Annotated in this window: 18 protein-coding genes and 1 riboswitch; of the genes, 8 read left to right on the top strand and 10 right to left on the bottom strand. The window is 63.4% G+C overall.

Going from position 1 to position 18,738, the window contains the following annotated elements; all coding sequences use genetic code 11:
- Window positions 1-83 precede the first annotated feature (83 nt).
- Window positions 84-219, bottom strand: a riboswitch (cobalamin riboswitch).
- A gap of 16 nt (window positions 220-235) precedes the next feature.
- Window positions 236-844, bottom strand: a complete 609-nt coding sequence (locus tag AC1Q61_RS10125) for a TetR/AcrR family transcriptional regulator (protein ID WP_128637850.1) — start codon at window positions 842-844, stop codon at window positions 236-238.
- A gap of 52 nt (window positions 845-896) precedes the next feature.
- Between AC1Q61_RS10125 and AC1Q61_RS10120 the strand changes: the two genes are divergently transcribed.
- From AC1Q61_RS10120 to AC1Q61_RS10110, 3 genes are read left to right on the top strand one after another with little or no spacing between them, the layout of a single operon-like run.
- Window positions 897-1,835, top strand: coding sequence for an alpha/beta hydrolase (locus AC1Q61_RS10120; RefSeq protein ID WP_007734503.1), 939 nt, complete (start codon window positions 897-899; stop codon window positions 1,833-1,835).
- Between the two features lie 10 nt (window positions 1,836-1,845).
- Entirely contained in the window at window positions 1,846-2,793 is a 948-nt protein-coding gene (locus AC1Q61_RS10115) for a cation diffusion facilitator family transporter (protein WP_042920268.1), read from the top strand.
- A 28-nt stretch (window positions 2,794-2,821) separates the two neighbouring features.
- Window positions 2,822-3,124 (top strand): hypothetical protein, encoded by a 303-nt coding sequence (locus AC1Q61_RS10110; protein ID WP_042920270.1) that lies wholly within the window; start codon window positions 2,822-2,824, stop codon window positions 3,122-3,124.
- 58 nt (window positions 3,125-3,182) lie between these two features.
- On the opposite strand, the gene epsC is transcribed toward AC1Q61_RS10110, so the two are convergent.
- From epsC to AC1Q61_RS10080, 6 genes are all read right to left on the bottom strand, one after another.
- Window positions 3,183-3,761, bottom strand: a complete 579-nt coding sequence (gene epsC, locus AC1Q61_RS10105) for a serine O-acetyltransferase EpsC (RefSeq protein ID WP_003945907.1) — start codon at window positions 3,759-3,761, stop codon at window positions 3,183-3,185.
- Window positions 3,762-3,766: 5 nt separating this feature from the next.
- Entirely contained in the window at window positions 3,767-4,702 is a 936-nt protein-coding gene (cysK, locus tag AC1Q61_RS10100; RefSeq protein ID WP_003945916.1) for a cysteine synthase A, read from the bottom strand.
- Window positions 4,703-4,883: 181 nt separating this feature from the next.
- A complete protein-coding gene (locus AC1Q61_RS10095; RefSeq protein ID WP_003945806.1) occupies window positions 4,884-6,713 on the bottom strand; it encodes a phosphoenolpyruvate carboxykinase (GTP) in 1,830 nt (609 codons plus the stop codon).
- 277 nt (window positions 6,714-6,990) lie between these two features.
- On the bottom strand, window positions 6,991-7,329 hold the full coding sequence (locus AC1Q61_RS10090; RefSeq protein WP_042920271.1) for a DUF6802 family protein: 339 nt from the start codon (window positions 7,327-7,329) through the stop codon (window positions 6,991-6,993).
- Window positions 7,330-7,463: 134 nt separating this feature from the next.
- On the bottom strand, window positions 7,464-8,804 hold the full coding sequence (locus AC1Q61_RS10085) for a hypothetical protein (RefSeq protein ID WP_492650840.1): 1,341 nt from the start codon (window positions 8,802-8,804) through the stop codon (window positions 7,464-7,466).
- Window positions 8,797-9,729 carry a hypothetical protein gene (locus AC1Q61_RS10080; RefSeq protein WP_492654885.1) on the bottom strand — a complete coding sequence of 311 codons (933 nt, stop codon included), beginning with the start codon at window positions 9,727-9,729 and terminating at the stop codon, window positions 8,797-8,799. The genes AC1Q61_RS10085 and AC1Q61_RS10080 overlap by 8 nt, the downstream gene beginning before the upstream one ends.
- Before the next feature lie 163 nt (window positions 9,730-9,892).
- Between AC1Q61_RS10080 and trmB the strand changes: the two genes are divergently transcribed.
- The 3 genes from trmB to AC1Q61_RS10065 are packed head-to-tail and all read left to right on the top strand — an operon-like array spanning window position 9,893 to window position 14,305.
- On the top strand, window positions 9,893-10,651 hold the full coding sequence (gene trmB, locus AC1Q61_RS10075; protein WP_007734493.1) for a tRNA (guanosine(46)-N7)-methyltransferase TrmB: 759 nt from the start codon (window positions 9,893-9,895) through the stop codon (window positions 10,649-10,651).
- Window positions 10,648-11,355 (top strand): NYN domain-containing protein, encoded by a 708-nt coding sequence (locus AC1Q61_RS10070; protein ID WP_003945733.1) that lies wholly within the window; start codon window positions 10,648-10,650, stop codon window positions 11,353-11,355. The genes trmB and AC1Q61_RS10070 overlap by 4 nt, the downstream gene beginning before the upstream one ends.
- A gap of 10 nt (window positions 11,356-11,365) precedes the next feature.
- Window positions 11,366-14,305 carry an MMPL family transporter gene (locus AC1Q61_RS10065; protein ID WP_007734492.1) on the top strand — a complete coding sequence of 980 codons (2,940 nt, stop codon included), beginning with the start codon at window positions 11,366-11,368 and terminating at the stop codon, window positions 14,303-14,305.
- On the opposite strand, the gene AC1Q61_RS10060 is transcribed toward AC1Q61_RS10065, so the two are convergent.
- Complete coding sequence (locus AC1Q61_RS10060) at window positions 14,280-16,133, bottom strand: DUF2339 domain-containing protein (RefSeq protein WP_136471505.1); 1,854 nt, start codon at window positions 16,131-16,133, stop codon at window positions 14,280-14,282. The genes AC1Q61_RS10065 and AC1Q61_RS10060 overlap by 26 nt on opposite strands.
- A 137-nt stretch (window positions 16,134-16,270) precedes the next feature.
- Complete coding sequence (locus tag AC1Q61_RS10055; RefSeq protein WP_042920278.1) at window positions 16,271-16,843, bottom strand: TetR/AcrR family transcriptional regulator; 573 nt, start codon at window positions 16,841-16,843, stop codon at window positions 16,271-16,273.
- 152 nt (window positions 16,844-16,995) lie between these two features.
- On the opposite strand from AC1Q61_RS10055, the gene AC1Q61_RS10050 reads away from it, so the two are divergent.
- A complete protein-coding gene (locus AC1Q61_RS10050) occupies window positions 16,996-17,523 on the top strand; it encodes a cupin domain-containing protein (protein ID WP_007734488.1) in 528 nt (175 codons plus the stop codon).
- 35 nt (window positions 17,524-17,558) lie between these two features.
- Window positions 17,559-18,011, top strand: coding sequence for a MaoC family dehydratase (locus AC1Q61_RS10045; protein ID WP_003945664.1), 453 nt, complete (start codon window positions 17,559-17,561; stop codon window positions 18,009-18,011).
- A gap of 4 nt (window positions 18,012-18,015) precedes the next feature.
- Here the strand turns inward: AC1Q61_RS10045 and AC1Q61_RS10040 are convergent, their stop codons facing one another.
- A complete protein-coding gene (locus tag AC1Q61_RS10040; RefSeq protein WP_007734485.1) occupies window positions 18,016-18,735 on the bottom strand; it encodes a DUF1707 SHOCT-like domain-containing protein in 720 nt (239 codons plus the stop codon).
- Window positions 18,736-18,738 lie beyond the last annotated feature (3 nt).

The raw sequence follows: 18,738 nt of genomic DNA, 5'->3' as shown, positions 1-18,738 counted from the left end.
GCCTTCGGCGAAAGCAGGTGGGTAGGTGGAGACAGAGCTCCGCCAACAGCATTCATGGTGTGACCGATCCATCCTCGTGGCATGACACAACGTCAACGAGGGTGGTATCTGGCTACGGTCGACGCAGGGACGACCTCACAGTGGCGGGACCGCGCCGGAATTGCACCGACTTCCCATTACCTCGATGATGACGTCAGAACCATAACGGACTGTGGTCACCATTCCGCACACCGGATCAGGATTCCGACGCGATCATCGATCTCGCCTGCCGCACGACGGCTTCCGTTCGCACTCGAAGTTCTTCGGGTGAATCCGATTCCAGCACAACCCGATGCACCTGACTGTCCACGGCAGTCACGGTCAGCCGCGACGTCAACAACGCATCCTCCGCACTGAAACCGTGGCTCTGGAGGCACTCCGAAAAGCCTAGTACCAGTTGACGATTCAATTCTTCGACCTGCTCGATGAGCTCACGCGTACGCGGAACCTGATCGTAGAGCAGGTGAAAGAACTCTCGCGGCTTACTGTTCACTTCGACCGCACACTCCACCAACATCCGGACGGCCTCGTCCGGGGAGAGCTCACGCTCGACGATGTCGGCAAGGCAGAGCGCAAAACTCTCCCGCGCAGCACTCACGTGACGGTTCGCCAACTCCGAGAGGATCTCGTACTTGTCGCCGAAATACTGGTAGAGCGAGCCCACCGACACCCCTGCTTCGTCAGCGATCCGGTTGGTGGTCGCTGCCATGGCTTCCGAAGCGAAAACGCGAGTAGCTGCCTCCAGGATCGCGTCGTAGGTAGCCCTCGAGCGCTGCTGGGAGGGCCTTTTCCGCCGAGTCGACACGGTCCTCCGATGCGAGTTGTCAGCCGCGACGCCGATACCGAGAATTGTGTAGGTGACCAGCGCCGATTACTCGAAGTTTATGCCCGACCGGTACACCGACCACATGCCGGCGCCGACCCCGACGTGGTGGGAGTGGAACGGCAACACCGTCCACGTCGCACGGGCCGTGGTTCCAGACGCGCCGGTTCGTGTTCTCGGCATCCACGGCGCCGGCGGCTACTCGGGCGCGTTGTGGCCGTTCGCCGGGATCGGCGTGAAACTCGGAGCCGAAGTCCTCTTCCCTGACCTTCCGCTGTACGGCGACACCGTCGTAGCCGATCCCGCCGGCGTCCGGTACGAGCAGTGGGTCGATCTCCTCTGCGATCTCGTCCGGGCCGAGAAGGCAGCCGACGATCGGCCGCTGGTGTTGTTGGGAGCCAGCATCGGCGGTCTGCTGGCCTACGAGGTAGCCGCGCGGACCGGTCTGGCCGACGCCGTCGTCGCTACCTGCCTGCTCGATCCCTCGGATCCATCGGCCAGAGCTGCCGCGGCGCGGTTCGGCCCGATGGGTGTCTACGGCGCTCCCCTGATGCGGCGCACCGAACGACTGGTGGGCCGTATCCGCGTGCCCATCCGTTGGGTCGCCGACGTGGCGAACATGAGCAGCAATCGGGAGCTCGCAACGCTGTGCGCAACCGATCCGCGCGGTGGCGGTGTTCGGGTGCCACTCGGATTCCTCAGCAGCTACTTCTCGTTCGAGCACACCGCACCCGAAGCATTTCGGACGACGCCCGTTCTGCTCACCCACCCGGCCGACGACCGATGGACGCCACCCGAACTGAGCCTGCAGTTCCTCCGCCGCATCAACGCACCCACCGAATTCGTGATGCTGGACGGGTGCGGGCACTTTCCCGTCGAAGAGCCGGGCCTGACGCAGTTCCACGACGCCGTCGCCACACTGCTGCACTCCGTCGCCGAGCGTCACCGCACGAAACCGTCGTCACCCGCCTAGCCTGAGAATCGTGAGCACCGAAACGGAAGCATCGGCCGACGAGAGCACCACGACGGTCGTACTGGCGTTTGCGGCGAACGCGCTGATCGCCGGTGCCAAGACGGCGGCCGCCATCGTCACCGGATCTGCATCGATGGTCGCAGAGGCCACCCACTCCTGGGCCGATACCGGCAACGAAGTGCTGCTGCTGATCGCGAACCGCCGCTCGAAACGGGTTCCCGACCGAGACCAGCCACTCGGCTACGGCCGGGAGGCATACATCTGGTCGATGTTCGCCGCTCTCGGACTGTTTGCACTCGGCGCGGGTGTCTCGATCACTCATGGCATCCAGGAACTGTTCCATTCCGAACCGGCCTCCGACTTCGGTGTCGCCTACGCCGTCCTCGGCGTCTCGTTCATCCTCGAAGGCATCTCGTTCCGGCAGGCGTACAAACAACTCCGAAACGAAGCGTCCGCCGTGAACCGCGACGTCATGACCCAGGCACTCAACACATCCGACCCGACGACTCGGGCCGTGTTCGCCGAAGATGCTGCGGCACTTATCGGTTTGGTCATCGCGTTCGTCGGTGTTCTGTTGCACCAGGTCACCGGTTCGCCGATCCCCGACGCCCTCGGCTCCATCTTCGTCGGCATTCTCCTCGGAGTCATCGCAATCATTCTGATAGATCGGAACCGCCGCTTCCTGGTCGGCGAAGAGGCCTCACCGACGCTGCGGGCAGCAGCCGTCGAAGCTCTCACCCAACTGCCCGAGATCAACCGAATCACGTTCCTACGCATGGAATACCTCGGGCCGCGGCAGGTCTACCTGGTGGCCAGCGTCGATCTGGTCGGTGACTACGCGGAATCCCGAGTGGCCCACACGTTGCGCGAACTCGAACGCGCACTCGAGCAGAGTCCACGCGTCGTGCGGGCGATCCTGACCCTCTCGACGCCCGAAGAACCGTCGATCGCAGTCTGAACTTCCGGCCGGGCGATAGGCTCGTTCGATGCGCGCACTGATCGTGATTCTGGCGGTTCTGGGATTTGTCGTCGGGGGAATTCCCCTGGTGGGCAGTCTGATCGACGTGATGACCAGCCCTGACGAGACCATCGTCTATCAGGGTTCCTACGTACCGTTCCGGGACGTGCAGATGGCTCGGGACTACGAGTCGACAATAGCCACCGCCTACGAACCCTTAGACGGACCGCGCTGGCTCGTCCTGGCCTGCTATCCCTTGATCGGAGCAGCATTGGGCGCTGCGACGGCCGTCGTACTGGGACGTCGCGGGTGGCACCTGACGCGAGCCTGAACAAACGCCGACGGCCACCCGCCGTCTACACGAGGGTGGCCATCGAAGAAGGAGTGCTTCAGATGTACATCGCCGGATCGATGTAGCTGTTCGGGTCCACCAGTTTTTCCTTGGTGGTCCGTGGCCGCGCCACCGCCGGGATACCCGTCGCGATGGATTCGGCCGGAACATCTCTGGTGACAACGGCATTGGCGCCGATAGCGCTACCTTCACCGATGACGACAGGTCCGAGGATCTTGGCACCAGCGCCGACGGTGACCCGGTCTCCCAGCGTCGGGTGACGTTTGACCTGTTCGAGCGAGCGACCACCGAGAGTGACGCCGTGATAGAGCATCACGTCGTTACCGACCTCGGCCGTCTCCCCGATCACGACGCCCATGCCGTGGTCGATGAAGAACCGTCGACCGATGGTGGCACCGGGATGAATCTCGATGCCGGTGACGAAGCGTGTCAGCTGCGAGAGCACTCGCGCCGGGCCGCGTAGCGCAGGGACGGCCCACATGCGATGTGCAACCCGATGCGCCCAAATAGCATGCAGCCCTGAATAAACGAGCGCGTTCTCCACATTGCTGCGCGCGGCAGGATCCTGACCGCGCGCAGCCTGCAGGTCCTCGCGAATTGTCCCGAGGATACTCACAAGTCTCAGTCCCGGATGTGTTCGAACAGCGGGGTGGAGATGTAACGCTCGCCGAAGTCACACACGACAGCCACGATCAGCTTGCCGGCGTTTTCCGGACGCTTCGCCAACTCGAGTGCTGCCCAGACGATGGCGCCGGACGAGATGCCGCCCAGGATGCCTTCTTTGGTGCCGAGTGCGCGAGCGACCTCGATGGAATCGGGGAACGAGACGTCGATGATCTCGTCGTAGATCTCGCGATCGAGGACGTCGGGCACGAAGTTCGCGCCGATTCCCTGGATCTTGTGGGGGCCGGGCTGGCCACCGTTGAGGATCGGCGAGTCGATGGGCTCGACGCCCACGATCTTGACCTCGGGCTTGTACTTGCGAAGGGTGCGTCCGACGCCGGTGATGGTGCCGCCGGTGCCGATGCCGGACACGAAGATGTCGACGGCGCCGTCGGTGTCGGCCCAGACCTCTTCGCCCGTCGTTGCCTCGTGGATGGCCGGGTTGGCCGGGTTCGCGAACTGGCTGGCCGAGACAGCGTTCTCGGTCTGCTCGACGATTTCCTTGGCCTTGGCGACCGCACCGGCCATGCCCTCGGATCCCGGGGTCAGCACGATCTCGGCGCCGTAAGCACGCAGCATCACGCGACGCTCGGTGGACATGGTCTCCGGCATGGTCAGGATGACCTTGTAGCCGCGAGCAGCACCGACCATGGCGAGTGCGATACCCGTGTTACCGCTGGTTCCCTCGACGATCGTGCCACCGGGCTTGAGTGCTCCGGACTTCTCGGCGGCGTCGATGATCGCCACGCCGATCCGGTCCTTGACGCTGTTGGCCGGGTTGTAGAACTCGAGCTTGACGGCGACCTGTGCGTCCAGGCCCTCGGTCAGACGGTTGAGCCGCACGATCGGGGTGCGCCCGACCAATTCGGTCACGTTGTTGTAGATCCCGCTCATATCTGGTCCTCCTGAGGATCGAGTGTGTCGACCCGCTCGCTGATCACTGCTTTACGGCTGAACTGCATAACGGCTGAACTGCTTAACGGCTACAGGCAAGGGCATACAGACGACCGATGCCGCATCGGTTCATCAAATTGAACCAATGCGGCATCAGGCCACTACATACGGGGGCGGTTTATCAGGCCAACCGCTGCTTCAGAGCTTCGAACTCGTCGCGAATGCCGGTCGGCAGCTTCTCGCCGACGAAGTCGAACCACTCTTCGATGAGCGGGATCTCGGCCTTCCACTCGTCGATGTTGACCGCGAGGGCCTCGGTGATGTCGGCGTCCGACACGTCCAGGCCTTCGATGTCGAGTGCCGATCCGGTGGGAACGACGCCGATCGGGGTGTCGATACCGGCAGCCTTGTGCTCGATACGCTCGACGATCCACTTCAGGACGCGGGAGTTCTCGCCGAAGCCTGGCCACAGGAAGCGTCCGTCGTCGCCGCGGCGGAACCAGTTGACGTAGAAGACCTTGGGGAGCTTGGACGCGTCCGCGGACTTGCCGAGGTCGATCCAGTGCTGGAAGTAGTCACCGACGTTGTAGCCGAGGAACGGCAGCATTGCCATCGGATCGCGGCGAACCGTACCGACCTGGCCTTCGGCTGCTGCGGTCTGCTCGGAGCCGACCGTTGCACCCATGAAGACGCCGTGCTGCCAGTCGCGAGCCTCGGTGACCAGCGGAACCGTCGTCTTGCGGCGTCCGCCGAACAGGATTGCCGAGATCGGCACGCCCTTCGGGTCGTCCCACTCGGGAGCCATGATCGGGCACTGCGACATCGGGGTGCAGTAACGCGAGTTGGGATGAGCCGCATGGGTGCCCGACTCGGGCGTCCACTCGTTGCCCTTCCAGTCGATCAGGTGCTGCGGGTCGCCTTCGAGGCCTTCCCACCAGACGTCACCGTCGTCCGTCAGAGCGACGTTGGTGAAGACCGTGTTGCCCTGGTCGATGGTGCGCATGGCGTTGGGGTTCGAGGACCAGTTGGTGCCGGGAGCCACGCCGAAGAAACCGAATTCCGGGTTGACGGCGTACAGCTGTCCGTCCTCACCGAAACGCATCCAGGCGATGTCGTCACCGAGGGTCTCGGCGCGCCACCCGGGGATGGTCGGCTGGATCATCGCGAGGTTGGTCTTGCCACAAGCGGAGGGGAATGCCGCCGCGATGTAGTAGGCCTTGTCCTCGGGCGAGATGAGCTTGAGGATGAGCATGTGCTCGGCCAGCCAGCCCTCGTCGTGCGCCATTGCCGAGGCGATACGCAGCGAGTAGCACTTCTTGCCCAGGAGAGCGTTTCCGCCGTAGCCGGAACCGAAGCTCCAGATCTCACGATCCTCGGGGAAGTGGGTGATGTACTTGGTGTCGTTGCACGGCCACGCGACGTCTTCCTGGCCTTCGGCCAGCGGAGCGCCCAGCGAGTGCAGCGCCTTGACGAAGAACCCGTCGGTGCCGAGCTTGTCGAGAACCTTGCTGCCCATGCGGGTCATGACGCGCATGGAGACGACGACGTACTCGGAATCGGTGAGCTCGACGCCCAGCTTCGGGTCCTCGGCGTCGAGGGGGCCCATGCAGAACGGCACGACGTACATGGTGCGTCCACGCATGCAACCGCGGTACAGGTCACCCATGAGGGTGCGCATCTCCGCCGGGTCCATCCAGTTGTTGGTGGGACCTGCGTCGATTTCTTCCTTCGAGCAGATGTACGTACGCGATTCGACTCGCGCGACATCGGACGGATCGGAGTTGCCGAGGAAAGAGTTCGGCTTCTTCTCGTCGTTGAGGCGGGTGAAGGTTCCTGCCTCGACCAACTTCGTTGTCAGTCGGTCCCATTCTTCGTCCGAGCCGTCTGCGAAGACGACGCGATCAGGCTGGGTGAGTTCGGCAACCTCTTGCACCCATGCAAGCAGTTCCTTGTGCTGCGTGGGGGGCGTGCCGTCAGTTCCATTGAGACCGGGAATGGTCGCTGAGGTCATCAAACTCTCCTGGGGTGAGCCGGAACCGGGTTCTCGTGACACCGGATGCGAACTGCAGCGCCCCGATACCAGTCGATCCCGGTGTCCCCCTCTCGACGGGGTCCAGCCGCGTCATCCACTCACGTGGATTTCACGGACGCCGGGTGTCCTATGTATTGAGGTTAACGCTGGCTGTTCACCTGCAGGTAATCGGGTGCGGTCAGAAATGTCACAGAAACGATTCAGTTGGTGTGTTCAGGTGCCTACCCGGCGCTCAGAGCACATAAACGGAAGCTTTTCAGAGCGCTCCGGCATCGATTTTCTGCCACACGAGGGCGCCTTCGTCGTCTCGACTGCATTCCCAGGCCGAGTAGTCGCCGTCCGACTCGATCATCGTGAGGCGATCGGCGCTACCGTCGCGATCGAAATCGGACACGATCACGACAGCGTCGTCGGAGTGGACGACACGGCTGTCGACCGTTCCGTCACCGTCTAAGTCGAAGGCGTCGAAGTTCAGGTCGCCGGCATCGACCGGTCCCGACGCGGGCCCGAAGGTCTCGGGCTCGATACGCCCAGGATCGAGCGCTTCGGCTTCGTGCCCGTCGATGTGTCCGGCCGTGATCAGAAATGCGTCCATTACTCCCCCTACTGGATGGTGACCTACTGCTTCGGCAACCCCTACCGAAACCGTCCGCTCAGTATTACCAGACCCCGACGATCAGTCGTGGCCGAAATTGCGGCACTGTGCAGAACTCTGCACTCGCGGAATGATCAGTAGGCGGCGTCCAAAACGGCGAGGTCGCGCTCGCACGACGCGAGCTGACCCGATCTGGCCGCGGCGAGCTCACGAAGTTCACCGTCGATCTCCACGATTCGAGCCTGCGCCGACGCCAACTGCTCGCGACTCTCCGCCATGATCGCCGCTCCCAGATCCGCCTCGGCCTCGAGCAGCACGCTCTGCACTCGCTGCTCCCACTGAGCGCGAACCGCCGACATCGATTCGACGATCCACGACCTGGAGTGGGCACGATCGGCCGTCAGCCCGCGAGTTCGCGCCAACCACCACGCCGCGGCGCCACCCAGAATCAACGTCACGGGGATACTTGCGAACTCCAAGGCCGGAATCATTTCCAGCGGAGTCACTGCGATACGGCCGAGGCCGAGACCCGCGGACGCGCCGACAAGAATTGTCACCCGGTCCTCGTTTCCGCGCTGACGGCCCGGCAGGCCCTCCGGAATCTGCGGGGAAGGCATGTATCCGTTCGTCCCCGCAGATTCCACCGCTGCCGCCATCGCGGCGTCGAACACCCGGGTGTGATGGTCGACCTCGTGCTGCAGTCGCGTCGGCACGCTGCCCAATTCGGCTCGCGAGGCCGTGCCGACCCAGGCACGTGCCCCGGCGACCGTCGCCCGGGTTGCCTCGGCGATTTGTTGTGACAGATCCCCGCGCGCTCGTTGCAGTCGGCTTCGCACCTGCACCAGGCGTTCGCCTCGCCGGCCGTCACGGTCTGCGAGCAGCTGCGATCGCTCGGCCCGCAATTCGGCACCAGGAACACTGTCACGTAGATTCCGGATCTCCATCTCGATCATCCGGCGCGTCTGTGCGATGACTCCGGAATCCGAACCACCTGCTTCCCTCTCCCGTGCCGCCCGGCTCACGACCGCAACGAGTGACTGCTCTTGACCGGGCGCAATCGGGACCACCGGGGCCTGAGCAAAAGCGGTGCAGTGCGAAGCGAGAATCTGGGCATCACGCCGGCGCACCGCCTGCCAGTCTCGATAGACGTCGACGCGGGTCAGCGCCACCACCACCGGGGTTCCGCTCGCCGCAGCGTCGCCGAGGAGAAGGAGATCCTCGCGTCCGATCACACTGGCGGCGTCGACGACCAGAAGTACGACGTCGGCGTCCACCTCGCGTGTCACTGACGAACAATCATCCGAAGCATCGAACATCTGCGCGACGTCTTCCCGTCCACACCTTGGTGGACCGACAACGTAAATGCGAGTGCCACTGGATGTTTCGGCGGCGACCCGACGACCCGGATCGGATGCCGGATTCCATCGCTGCACCACGCGCAGCACCGAATCCGGAAGTACCGAAACGCTATTCATCGGTCACCGCCGGGGCAGAGCGATCGCCTCCGAGCTGCGCCCACCGACGCACATACCCGCGTCGAATCAGTGAGACCCGTTGTTGCGGACACTGTTCCGACTCGTTCATGAGCTCGCTCCACCACCGGCTGCACGTGCCCGCGTCGTCAGCAGTCCGAGGATCGGGAGGTTCGCCTTGACGCAGGGCTCGAATTTCGGGGCTCATCATCGCCGCCGCGGCGCCGAACAACACCGCGGAGTCCGAACTCAGATACAACTCGATCTCGTCCCTGCCCGCAGCGCTGCGCGAGGCAGATCGCCTCAGCGCCGGGCCGATCTGCTCGACCCGGCCCCACCACTGCGCCTCCAGAACAGGTCCGAGAGCCGCGAACAACTCTTCGACGCCGCGCCCGGTCAGTGTCTCCACCGGAACCGTGGGCACGCCGACGTTCTCCGAGATTTCCGCCGCCCGTCCCAGCGCCTCGTCCCAGCGCGGACCGAACAAGTCAGCCTTGTTCGCAGCGACGACCACACGATCGGAAACTCGAGCAATGGCTCGGCCGTCGACGTCGCGGACCGCGTCGACCACCACGTAGACAACGCAACGACGACCCAGATCGGGGTTCGAAGTTCCAGGGACATCGAATGCCCTCGACTCGGTCACCACAACCGGTGCGCCGACAACTCTGCGCGAGAACCGGTCGTCGCGCCCCAGGATCCGCGCCAACGACGACCGCCCCACCCCGGCTCGCCCGGCGACCACCAATTCGAGCGGCGCTGTCAGCGATCCGAGCACCGAGTGAACCGCCTCGGCGGCTCCCGAATCGATCGACGTCAGCCGATATGCCAGAGCGCGCAACTGATCGATCGGCTCCACGCAGGCGTCGTCGATCGATTCTGCGGGCAACATTCGTGACCAATTACTGCATGCAAATCCTGTGTTCATCCCCACCCCACGTCCCCATCGTGTCGGTGAGATTCTGTCAGGTTCTCGGCAAGGACGGCAGGTGACACCACCCTTTCGCCGACAGTCCGAAGTCGACGGTTTCAGGACTTTCCGTGGAAAGTCTCAACTCAAACTTCAGACCCGTCTGCGCTAAACGGGGGTCATGCGTGACAATGGGTTCGTGAACGAAGCCGATCAGCATGCACCGCAGACCCCTGACACGGGGCAGACGGACCACACCAAGGGGTCCCGTCTCCATCCGAGAGTGACCAGCTTTCGCTCTCGCCGGGGTGCGCTGACCGACGCACAGCAGCAGGCTTGGGACCGTCAGTGGCCGCTCATCGGCGCCGACGTCTCGGACACACCGCTCGACGCGAACGCCTGGTTCGGACGTGAAGCACCCCTGATCATCGAGATCGGTTCGGGTACCGGCACCGCGACGGCCGCAATGGCCAAGGCGGAACCGCACGTGAACCTGATCGCGATCGAGGTGTACCGCCCCGGGCTGGCGCAGCTTCTCCAGCAGGTCGAACGCGAAGAAATTCCCAACGTCCGCGTACTGCGCGGTGACGCGATGGACGTACTCGAGAACATGGTCGCCCCCGAGTCCCTGACGGGCGTCCGGGTGTTCTTCCCGGATCCGTGGCCCAAGGCCCGCCATCACAAGCGTCGCCTCCTGCAGGGGCCGACGTTCTCGCTGATCGCCAACCGCCTCAAGCCCGGCGGAGTCCTGCACGTGGCAACCGATCACGCCGAGTACGCCGAATGGATCGAAGAAGCCGGCAATGCCGAGCCGCTGCTGACCGCACTCGACTGGGAGTCTCCGATGACCCACGAGCGTCCGGTCACCAAGTTCGAGGACAAAGCCCATAAGGTCGGAAGTGCAATCACCGAGCTTATATGGGGGAAGATCAGAGCATGAGCGTCAGCGAACAGCTATCCGACGACGTGACGTCGTCGGAATCTCCTCTCGACTTCGGTCGTGACTCCCGCCACCCCAAGCGGGTGCTTCTGGTCTGGGACGCCCCTAACCTCGACATGGGCCTCGGCGCTATCCTCGGTGGCCGGCCTACCGCCGCCTACCGGCCACGATTCGACGCTTTGGGTCGTTGGCTGCTCTCTCGCACCGCCGAACTGTCCGCCCAGAACAGCGGCACGCTCGAGCCTGAAGCGACCGTCTTCACCAACATCGCGTCCGGCAGCGCCGACGTCGTTCGTCCTTGGGTCGAAGCCTTGCGTAACGTGGGTTTCGCGGTGTTCGCCAAGCCGAAGGTCGATGAAGACAGCGATGTCGATTCGGACATGCTCGAGCACATCGCGCTCCGGTACGGCGAGGGCCTCGCCGGAATCATGGTCGCGTCCGCCGACGGCCAAGCGTTCCGCGAACCTCTCGAGGACATCGCAGCAACCGGCATCCCGGTCCAGGTTCTCGGGTTCCGTGAACACGCCAGCTGGGCTGTGTCGTCCGATATCTTGGACTTCGTCGATCTCGAGGACATCCCAGGTGTCTTCCGTGAGCCTCTGCCACGGGTAAGCCTGGACACCCTGCCCGACGAGGGCGCCTGGTTGCAGCCGTTCCGACCGCTTTCTGCCCTGCTCATCGGGCGAAAAAGTGTTGCCGAGTAGGAGTTGATCAGTGTTCGCCAGCTGGGGAAGCATCGTCTATCGAGCCCGCTTCACCGTCATCGCTGTCATGGTGGCGGGGCTCCTCGGGCTCGCTGCGTACGGCCTGAGCCTGCAGGATCATCTCAGCCAGAGCGGCTGGGACGATCCGGGGTCGGAATCGGTAGAGGCTGCCAAACTCGCTGACGGCACGTTCGGACGCAGCACGACGGGTGACGTTCTGGCGCTGTACACGGCGCCGGAGGGCAAGACCGTCGACGACCCCGAGTTCCAAGCGAAGGTCATCGACAATCTGCAGCGACTCGTCGCCGACAACCCCGACCAGATCATGAAGATCAACGGCTCGTACTTCAAGGTCGACAACGGTCTCTCGGTGGCGGCCCTGGCGGACAAGACCAAGCAACACGCGGTCACCAGCATCGCGATCGCCGGAGACAACGACACCGCGGTGTCCAACAACTTCCGCGACGTCGAGTCGCAGTTCTACATCGACGGCGTCGACGTGCAACTCGCCGGCCTGCAACCTGTCGCGAATTCGCTCAACGACACGATGGCCAACGACATCAAGCGCATGGAAATGCTCGCGATTCCTGCTGTCGGTGTCCTACTGTTCTTCGTCTTCGGTGGCGTCGTCGCTGCTGCCCTCCCGTTGATCGTCGGCGGTCTGACCGTCATCGGCGCCAACGGCATCATTCGACTGATCACCAACTTCACCGAGGTCAACGCGTTTGTTGCGCCCGTGGTCTCTCTGGTCGGCCTGGGTCTCGCGATCGACTACGGACTGTTCATCGTCAGCCGTTTCCGAGAAGAGATAGCCGAGGGGTACGACACCCCGACCGCTGTACGCCGAACGGTCATGACGGCGGGTAGAACGGTCATGTTCTCGGCGACCATGGTTGCCGTCAGCCTCGGCGGTCTGCTGTTGTTCCCGCAGGGCTTCCTCAAATCGGTGGCTTACGGCGCCATTGCTGCCGTCATGCTTGCCGCGATCTCGTCCATCACGATTCTTCCCGCGATTCTCGGCATTCTCGGCAAGCGGATCGACGCGCTGACCTTCAAGAAGCTGCGCCAGACCAAGACCAACGAGGAAATCGAGAACGGTTTCTGGGGCAAGCTCACCCGCTGGGTCATGCAGCATCCGCTCAAGGTCGCGGTCCCGATCGTCGCGGCTCTACTGCTGATGATCATTCCGCTGACGGGCATCAAGTTCGGCGGTATCAACGAGACGTACCTGCCCCCGGACAGCCCCACGCGTGTCGCGCAGGCGCAGTTCGACGAACTCTTCCCCGGCAATCGCACCGAGCCCGTTCGACTCGTCATCGAGGGAGCCGACAACACCACTCTCGGTCAGATTTCCAAGACCGCAAATGCTGCGCCGGGTCTGGTCGAGAAGTTCACCCCGGAGGTTGCGACGAAGGACGGTGTCAACGTCCTCAAGGCCGGTCTGACGGAGCGGAACGAAGCACGTCCCACCATCGACTATCTGCGGTCCGCGGACTGGCCCGAGGGCACAACTGTGCTGGTCGGCGGCACTCCGGCCATCGAGCAGGACAGCGTCGACGCATTGCTCGATCGTCTGCCGCTGATGGTCGTATCCGTCATCCTGCTGACGACCTTGCTGATGTTCTTGACGTTCGGCTCGCTCGTCCTGCCCATCAAGGCCGCATTGATGAGCGCGCTCGGACTGGGTTCGACGCTCGGAATCCTGACCTGGATCTTCATCGACGGGCACGGTTCCGGTCTGTTGAACTTCACACCGGGGCCGATCATGTCTCCCGTCCTGGTGTTGATCATCGCGATCGTCTACGGCCTGTCGACCGACTACGAAGTGTTCCTGCTCTCCCGCATGGTCGAAGCGCGAGCGCAGGGCGCGAGTACTACCGAATCCATCCGTATCGGCACGGCACATACCGGACGAATCATCACCGCTGCCGCACTGATTCTGATCGTGGTCACCGGCGCATTCGGCTTGTCCGATCTGGTGATGATGAAATACATCTCCTACGGCATGATCTCCGCGCTGATCATCGACGCGACTCTCATCCGAATGTTCCTGGTCCCCGCGACCATGAAACTGCTCGGCGACGACTGCTGGTGGGCTCCGGCCTGGATGAAGCGGATCCAGCAGAAGATCGGGCTGGGCGAGCCGATCCTCGACAACGAGCTGGTACTCGCGAACGTCCCGCAGATCGCGCCTGTCGGTGCGATCGCCGGACCGGGGCAGCCGCGCAAGATCGAAGCGGCCTCGCGGGTCATGCCGCCGCCTGCCCCGGCTGCACAGCCGGAAAGCGGACCTCGCGTTCCCGATCCTCTCACCGAGCCCATTCCGCTCAGCGAAATGGCGATCAAGGCACCCAACACGGAGGCTCCCGCCGCGGAGAAGCCGGCACCGCGACGTCGTCTCGATATCGGGAGTGCAGCCAGCGCCCCCCAGAACCTGATCGAGGCACCTGTACCCAATCCCTCGTACCGGCCGCAACCGAATGCCAGCGACAAGCGCAGAAACCCCACGCCCGCTGCGCCGGCCGAGCGTCCCATCGAGAGTTGGTTGTCGGACCTGCGGGCCCGGGAACAGACTCCCCCGGCCTCACGTCCACTGCCGGTGGTCCGGACGCCTTCGCGGACAAACGGTTCGGCGACCAACGGTGCTGCCAGCAGCAGTTCAGGCTCCAACGGCGCGAGCCGGAACGGCTCCGCAAACGGTGCTACCAACGGCTCTGCAACAAACGGTTCAGCCCCGACCTCGGTGGAGGCGACCCCCCAGTCGCCGCCTCCACCGACCGCTCCGGAGCGTCGTAACGGGGTTTTCACGGATTCGCCTTCGCCTACCAACGAGCCCCGAGTCTCGGACGCCACCCCTGACGGCGACGACAACGCCACCGGCAGGCACCGGCCTGACGACGCAGGCGCCATCAGCGTGAGCGAGCTCATCGCTCGCCAGAAGCGAAGCTGACCTGCTCCTGCTCCTGCTTGGCGAAGGCTCGTGCATAACGTGTCCCGACCAGCAGGAGCAGCAAGCCGACCACCAGGAAGGCAACGCTACGCACCAGCCCACTGAGTGTGGCCAGGTCGAAGAGGAACAGCTTTGCCACGGCCGCACTGGTGAGAGCAAGCCCGGCTCCGAGCAAGACGCGAGCGTGCTGGCGGTTGTTCAATCCGAGCACCAGCGCTGACGTGGCGGCAAGCATCCACACGATGGTTGCAACACTGTGCCCGGCAACGAATCCGGTTGCACTGTCGAAAATTTCGACGCCGGATGAGACGAGCGCGCACGTCACCGCGTAGAGGACACCGAACCCTGCGGCCGCCCATAGAACCGCCGCGTTGGAATCGGCAATCAACTTCAGTCGGTGAATCGCCCAGACCAGCATCCCCACCGCGCCTATCGCCGTCAGGCTCGAGAGCGCCGTGATCGCACCGAGTTGCATGGATGCGGCGCGAGCGGTCGTCAACGCTTCCGGCGGAACCGTCGTGAGGTATCCGATCGATCCGATTGCCGCAAAGGCGGTTCCGAGCGCGAAGACGAAGCGCGAACCCGCATACAGCGAGACTCCGAGGAAGATCATTCCGACCGTGAGGATCAGCGGTACGACCAGAGATTCAGTCGCCCCGGAGAAGCAGCAGAGCAACAATGCGAGGGCGCCGGTTGCGCCCAGTCCGAATCGCAGTTGCGTCGGCAAAGGCTTGGCCGCCGCTGCAGCCGAAAGAAGTAGTGCCGCAGCAATTCCGTACAGCACTGCGGATTCGGTGCGCCCGAGCACGGCTCCGACGCACATCAGCGGAAGGGACGAGACGACAAAGGTAGCGGCGGACCACGCCCCTGCAATGCCGTCACGCGAGGGCGAACCCGTCCACTGCATAACCATCGCGCAGCCCGCCCCCACGATTGCAACCACGCCGGCACTGATCACCAATTGCACTGCACTGTTACCGGATTCGCCGAAGATGGACTCCGACGCTATCGCTGCGAGCAGTGCGAGAACCACCGGTACGGTGCGCGCCATGCCCAGGTACTTCCAGTCACGACCGAGCTGGGCGGAGAATGTCGCCGACTGGATCGCGAAGAGGAAACCGATGAGGGTCAACGATATTCCCGACGTCAACACGGGAGCCAGCAGCGCTGCTCCCAGAACGATCATGAGCGCCAGCGATTCGGAATCCCACTTCACGGCGAGGGCAACGCCGGCTGCGGCGATTCCGAAGGCAATCACCACCGCGAGCGGCGTCGTCACCCAACCGTAGAGAACGGAGGCTGCGACGACATCGAGATACATCCCTGCAAAACCTGTGGCAGCCAGGGCAATTGCCCCCACTTTGCCTCCTGGCCGTCCGTGGACCCGCACCCCGGCAAACACCAAGGCGCCGGAAAGGAGCGCACCGCCGAGCACCCGCAGCGGAGGTCCGAAGAATCCGGCCTGCGCTGCAAGTACCAGCAGCATCACGACTCCGATCAGTGTGACGGCAACACCGGCCGCGGCCAGGAGTCGACTGATGACACCGTCGCGTTGCCACCAGGGCTGGCGAGGTGCCGCAACCGGATACGTCGGCGGCTGCCACGCGGGCACGCTCTGCTGAGGACGCATTGGAGGCACCTGTGGCGCCGGAGATGCGGGTGCCGGAACTACCGGCATGGGCGGGGTCGCAGTAGCCGAGGACAGCTGAGTCTGCAGGATCGACAGGTTCTGGCCCATGTGACGCAACTGCCGGCCGATGCTGTCGCACTCGGCCGAGAGGGCGGTCACCAGTCGCGGATCGACGGCGGAAAAGCTCGGTGTGGTCATGGCTTCGAGCTTGCTGCGTGGCCGAACCGATCAGATGAGTAGTACTACTCGATCAGCCTGGGGACTTCTCGTACTCAACTGAGGACAACTTCGACTGACAGCACCCTCGACTGACAGCACCCTCGACTGACAGGGCACTAACGCCGAGGTGCCGCGTTCCGCAATCGTTCGGACAGAAGCCGACCCGAAGTGTGAAGCGGAGCGGGATCCTGACGCGCCCGAGCAAGGACCAGCGCGCCCTCGAGTGCGGACAGAGCCAGAATTGCCTCGGACTCGGCGTCTTCGCGGGACCAACCGTCTGCCTCGAGGCGCTGAGCCAGCAGTGCGAGCCACGAGTTGTACCCGTCCGCACAAGCACCGCGGATGACCTCGGATTCGGTTGCGGCATCCAGTGTTGCCGTAGCCAGGGCGCATCCACGTTCGTAGTCCGAATCCGACAAACGCGCAGCCAATGCGGCGGCGAATGCCGAGATCGCGGTGGCTGCATCGGGTGAGCTCTCCAGCAGGTGCCGGATGAAATCGGCCATTGCCTCGCCACGTCGCCTCAGAGCCTCGCCTGCGAGTTCTTCCTTGCCGCCGGGAAAGTGAAAGTACAAGGAACCTTTGGTAGTCGCACTAGCCGAGAGAACTTCCGACACCCCCGTTCCGGCGTAGCCCTTCCGCTGCAACAAATCGGCAGCGGCATCGACCAACAAATCTCTCGTAGACATACGTTCAATATACCGATCAGTACACATATCGACAACACTTGAAGTGCATAAATTGCCAAAACCTTGCATCACTAGACCGATTGGTACATGATTCGGGAATCAACAAACCGGAGCACGGCCAACGACGTTCACGACGGCAAAGGACCAAATCGATGTCACCGAATTCCCCGAACAACACCACCACGACCGTCCTCGGACCGGACGAAGACCTCGCCGGGACCCTCGCGGCCACCGGCGTCCGGATGATGGTTCGTAACAAACAAACCGAGGGAGGTTTCTCTCTTGTACAACACCGCATCGCTCCGCATTCGATGACCTCACCGGTCCATCGCCACAGCCGGGAAGACGAGTACACGGTGGTTCAAAGTGGCCGCGTCGCAGCGATGGTCGGAGACGAGGTCGTCTACGCGGAGACCGGCGCCATGATCTTCAAACCGCGTGGCCAGTGGCACGCCGTGTGGAATCCCGACGACGCTCCAGCACGGATTCTCGAAATCATCACGCCCGGAGGGATGGAAGACCTGTTCGAACTGATGCCGAAACTACTGGCCGAAGCAGGTTCCGCCGCGGAATCGGTTGCAGCGCGGGTAGAAGCAGACTTCGGGATCGAATTCGATCTCGTTGCCACCGCCGAGATCGCACAGACACACGGTGTGGGATTCGGCATCGAAAGTCACTGACCGACTGTCAGCACCTACCGATCGAAGGAAAATTCATGCTTGTACTCACCGGAGCAGAAGACCTCAGCGCCAACCTGAACCAAGAGCTGGGCGTCAGCGACTGGCACGATGTCACCCAGGAGTCCATCGACGAGTTCGCCCGGGTCACCGGCGACGATCAGTGGATTCACGTCGATGTGGATCGCGCGAAGGAGTCGCCGTTCGGCGGAACCATCGCGCACGGCAACTACACGCTCTCACTCGGCCCCAAGTTCTCGTACGCAATGTTCTCGCTCGAAGGTTTTGCGTTTGCTCTCAACTGCGGATTCGACAAGGTCAGGTTGCCCGCTCCGCTTCCGGTCGGCTCTCGTGTCCGCATGCGCGCGACGTTGAGCAAAGTCGAACCGATCAACGGCGGTGTCCAGATCACGGTGACGCAGACGTTCGAACGAGAACACGGTGACAAGCCCGTGTGCGTCGCCGAGATGTTGACCCGCGCGTATCACTGAAAGGTCAGGAGCCGAACATCTTTCGGATCGTGGTACCGAAGGGATGCTTCGCGGTGACACTGCCGAATCGCACCTTGCCGTGCACCACCAGATGCAGCGGGCCCATCTGTGGGCCGGAACGAACCTTGTTCGACGCGCTTCCCCCGACTGCCTCGACACCGTTCATGTCCACCGTCGCCTCTTCGGGAACGATCAGTGAAATCGAGCTGGCGTAGTCGTCGATCGAGATGTTCACGACCTGCGTCTGCATCACCGCACGCGTGAAATCGATAGTCACACTGGACATTCTGGTGTCGACCACGACAGCTGGTGGAACGATCCAGGCACCGTTCCGCGTCACCGTCGCCATTCGTCCACGGATCACGGCAGCATTTGCCGCTCCGTAAGTACCTACAACCGGAGCCCCGACGGGAGCGCGGTAAGGCGGGCTCGGGTGAACCGGCGGCGGTTGGGGTTGGTACGTCGGCGCCGGGTAGGGCTGGCCTTGGTACATCGGCTGACCCGCATTGGGATACGCGGGTGGGTCGTAGTCGGAGATCAGTGTGATGCCCGGAAGATCGGCGAGAACCGAGTTGAGCTCACCTCGTGTCTTTGCGGCCAAGGCAGTGTCCATGCGCTCGGTGAACTCACCGAGCGAGAGCATCCCTTGACCGACAGCTTTCTGCAGCAGCTCGCCGACATGCTCTCGTTCGGCATCGGATACGCGTAGATTCCTGGCCTCCATGAT

The sequence above is a fragment of the Rhodococcus sp. MPR-R1B genome (assembly GCF_058793255.1).
The sequence above is the reverse complement of the archived record's forward strand: the minus strand, read 5'-3'. Positions and strand labels throughout refer to the sequence as shown.

What these genes read in the sequence shown, in the direction of transcription:
- trmB (WP_007734493.1), top strand. Translation starts at nt 9,893, where the DNA reads ATGCGTGACAATGGGTTCGTGAACGAAGCCGATCAGCATGCACCGCAG.
- AC1Q61_RS10070 (WP_003945733.1), top strand. Translation starts at nt 10,648, where the DNA reads ATGAGCGTCAGCGAACAGCTATCCGACGACGTGACGTCGTCGGAATCT.
- AC1Q61_RS10045 (WP_003945664.1), top strand. Translation starts at nt 17,559, where the DNA reads ATGCTTGTACTCACCGGAGCAGAAGACCTCAGCGCCAACCTGAACCAA.
- AC1Q61_RS10055 (WP_042920278.1), bottom strand. Translation starts at nt 16,843, where the DNA reads ATGTCTACGAGAGATTTGTTGGTCGATGCCGCTGCCGATTTGTTGCAG.
- AC1Q61_RS10060 (WP_136471505.1), bottom strand. Translation starts at nt 16,133, where the DNA reads ATGACCACACCGAGCTTTTCCGCCGTCGATCCGCGACTGGTGACCGCC.
- AC1Q61_RS10090 (WP_042920271.1), bottom strand. Translation starts at nt 7,329, where the DNA reads ATGGACGCATTTCTGATCACGGCCGGACACATCGACGGGCACGAAGCC.
- AC1Q61_RS10050 (WP_007734488.1), top strand. Translation starts at nt 16,996, where the DNA reads ATGTCACCGAATTCCCCGAACAACACCACCACGACCGTCCTCGGACCG.
- cysK (WP_003945916.1), bottom strand. Translation starts at nt 4,702, where the DNA reads ATGAGCGGGATCTACAACAACGTGACCGAATTGGTCGGGCGCACCCCG.
- AC1Q61_RS10080 (WP_492654885.1), bottom strand. Translation starts at nt 9,729, where the DNA reads ATGAACACAGGATTTGCATGCAGTAATTGGTCACGAATGTTGCCCGCA.
- AC1Q61_RS10095 (WP_003945806.1), bottom strand. Translation starts at nt 6,713, where the DNA reads ATGACCTCAGCGACCATTCCCGGTCTCAATGGAACTGACGGCACGCCC.
- AC1Q61_RS10040 (WP_007734485.1), bottom strand. Translation starts at nt 18,735, where the DNA reads ATGGAGGCCAGGAATCTACGCGTATCCGATGCCGAACGAGAGCATGTC.
- AC1Q61_RS10110 (WP_042920270.1), top strand. Translation starts at nt 2,822, where the DNA reads ATGCGCGCACTGATCGTGATTCTGGCGGTTCTGGGATTTGTCGTCGGG.
- AC1Q61_RS10085 (WP_492650840.1), bottom strand. Translation starts at nt 8,804, where the DNA reads ATGAATAGCGTTTCGGTACTTCCGGATTCGGTGCTGCGCGTGGTGCAG.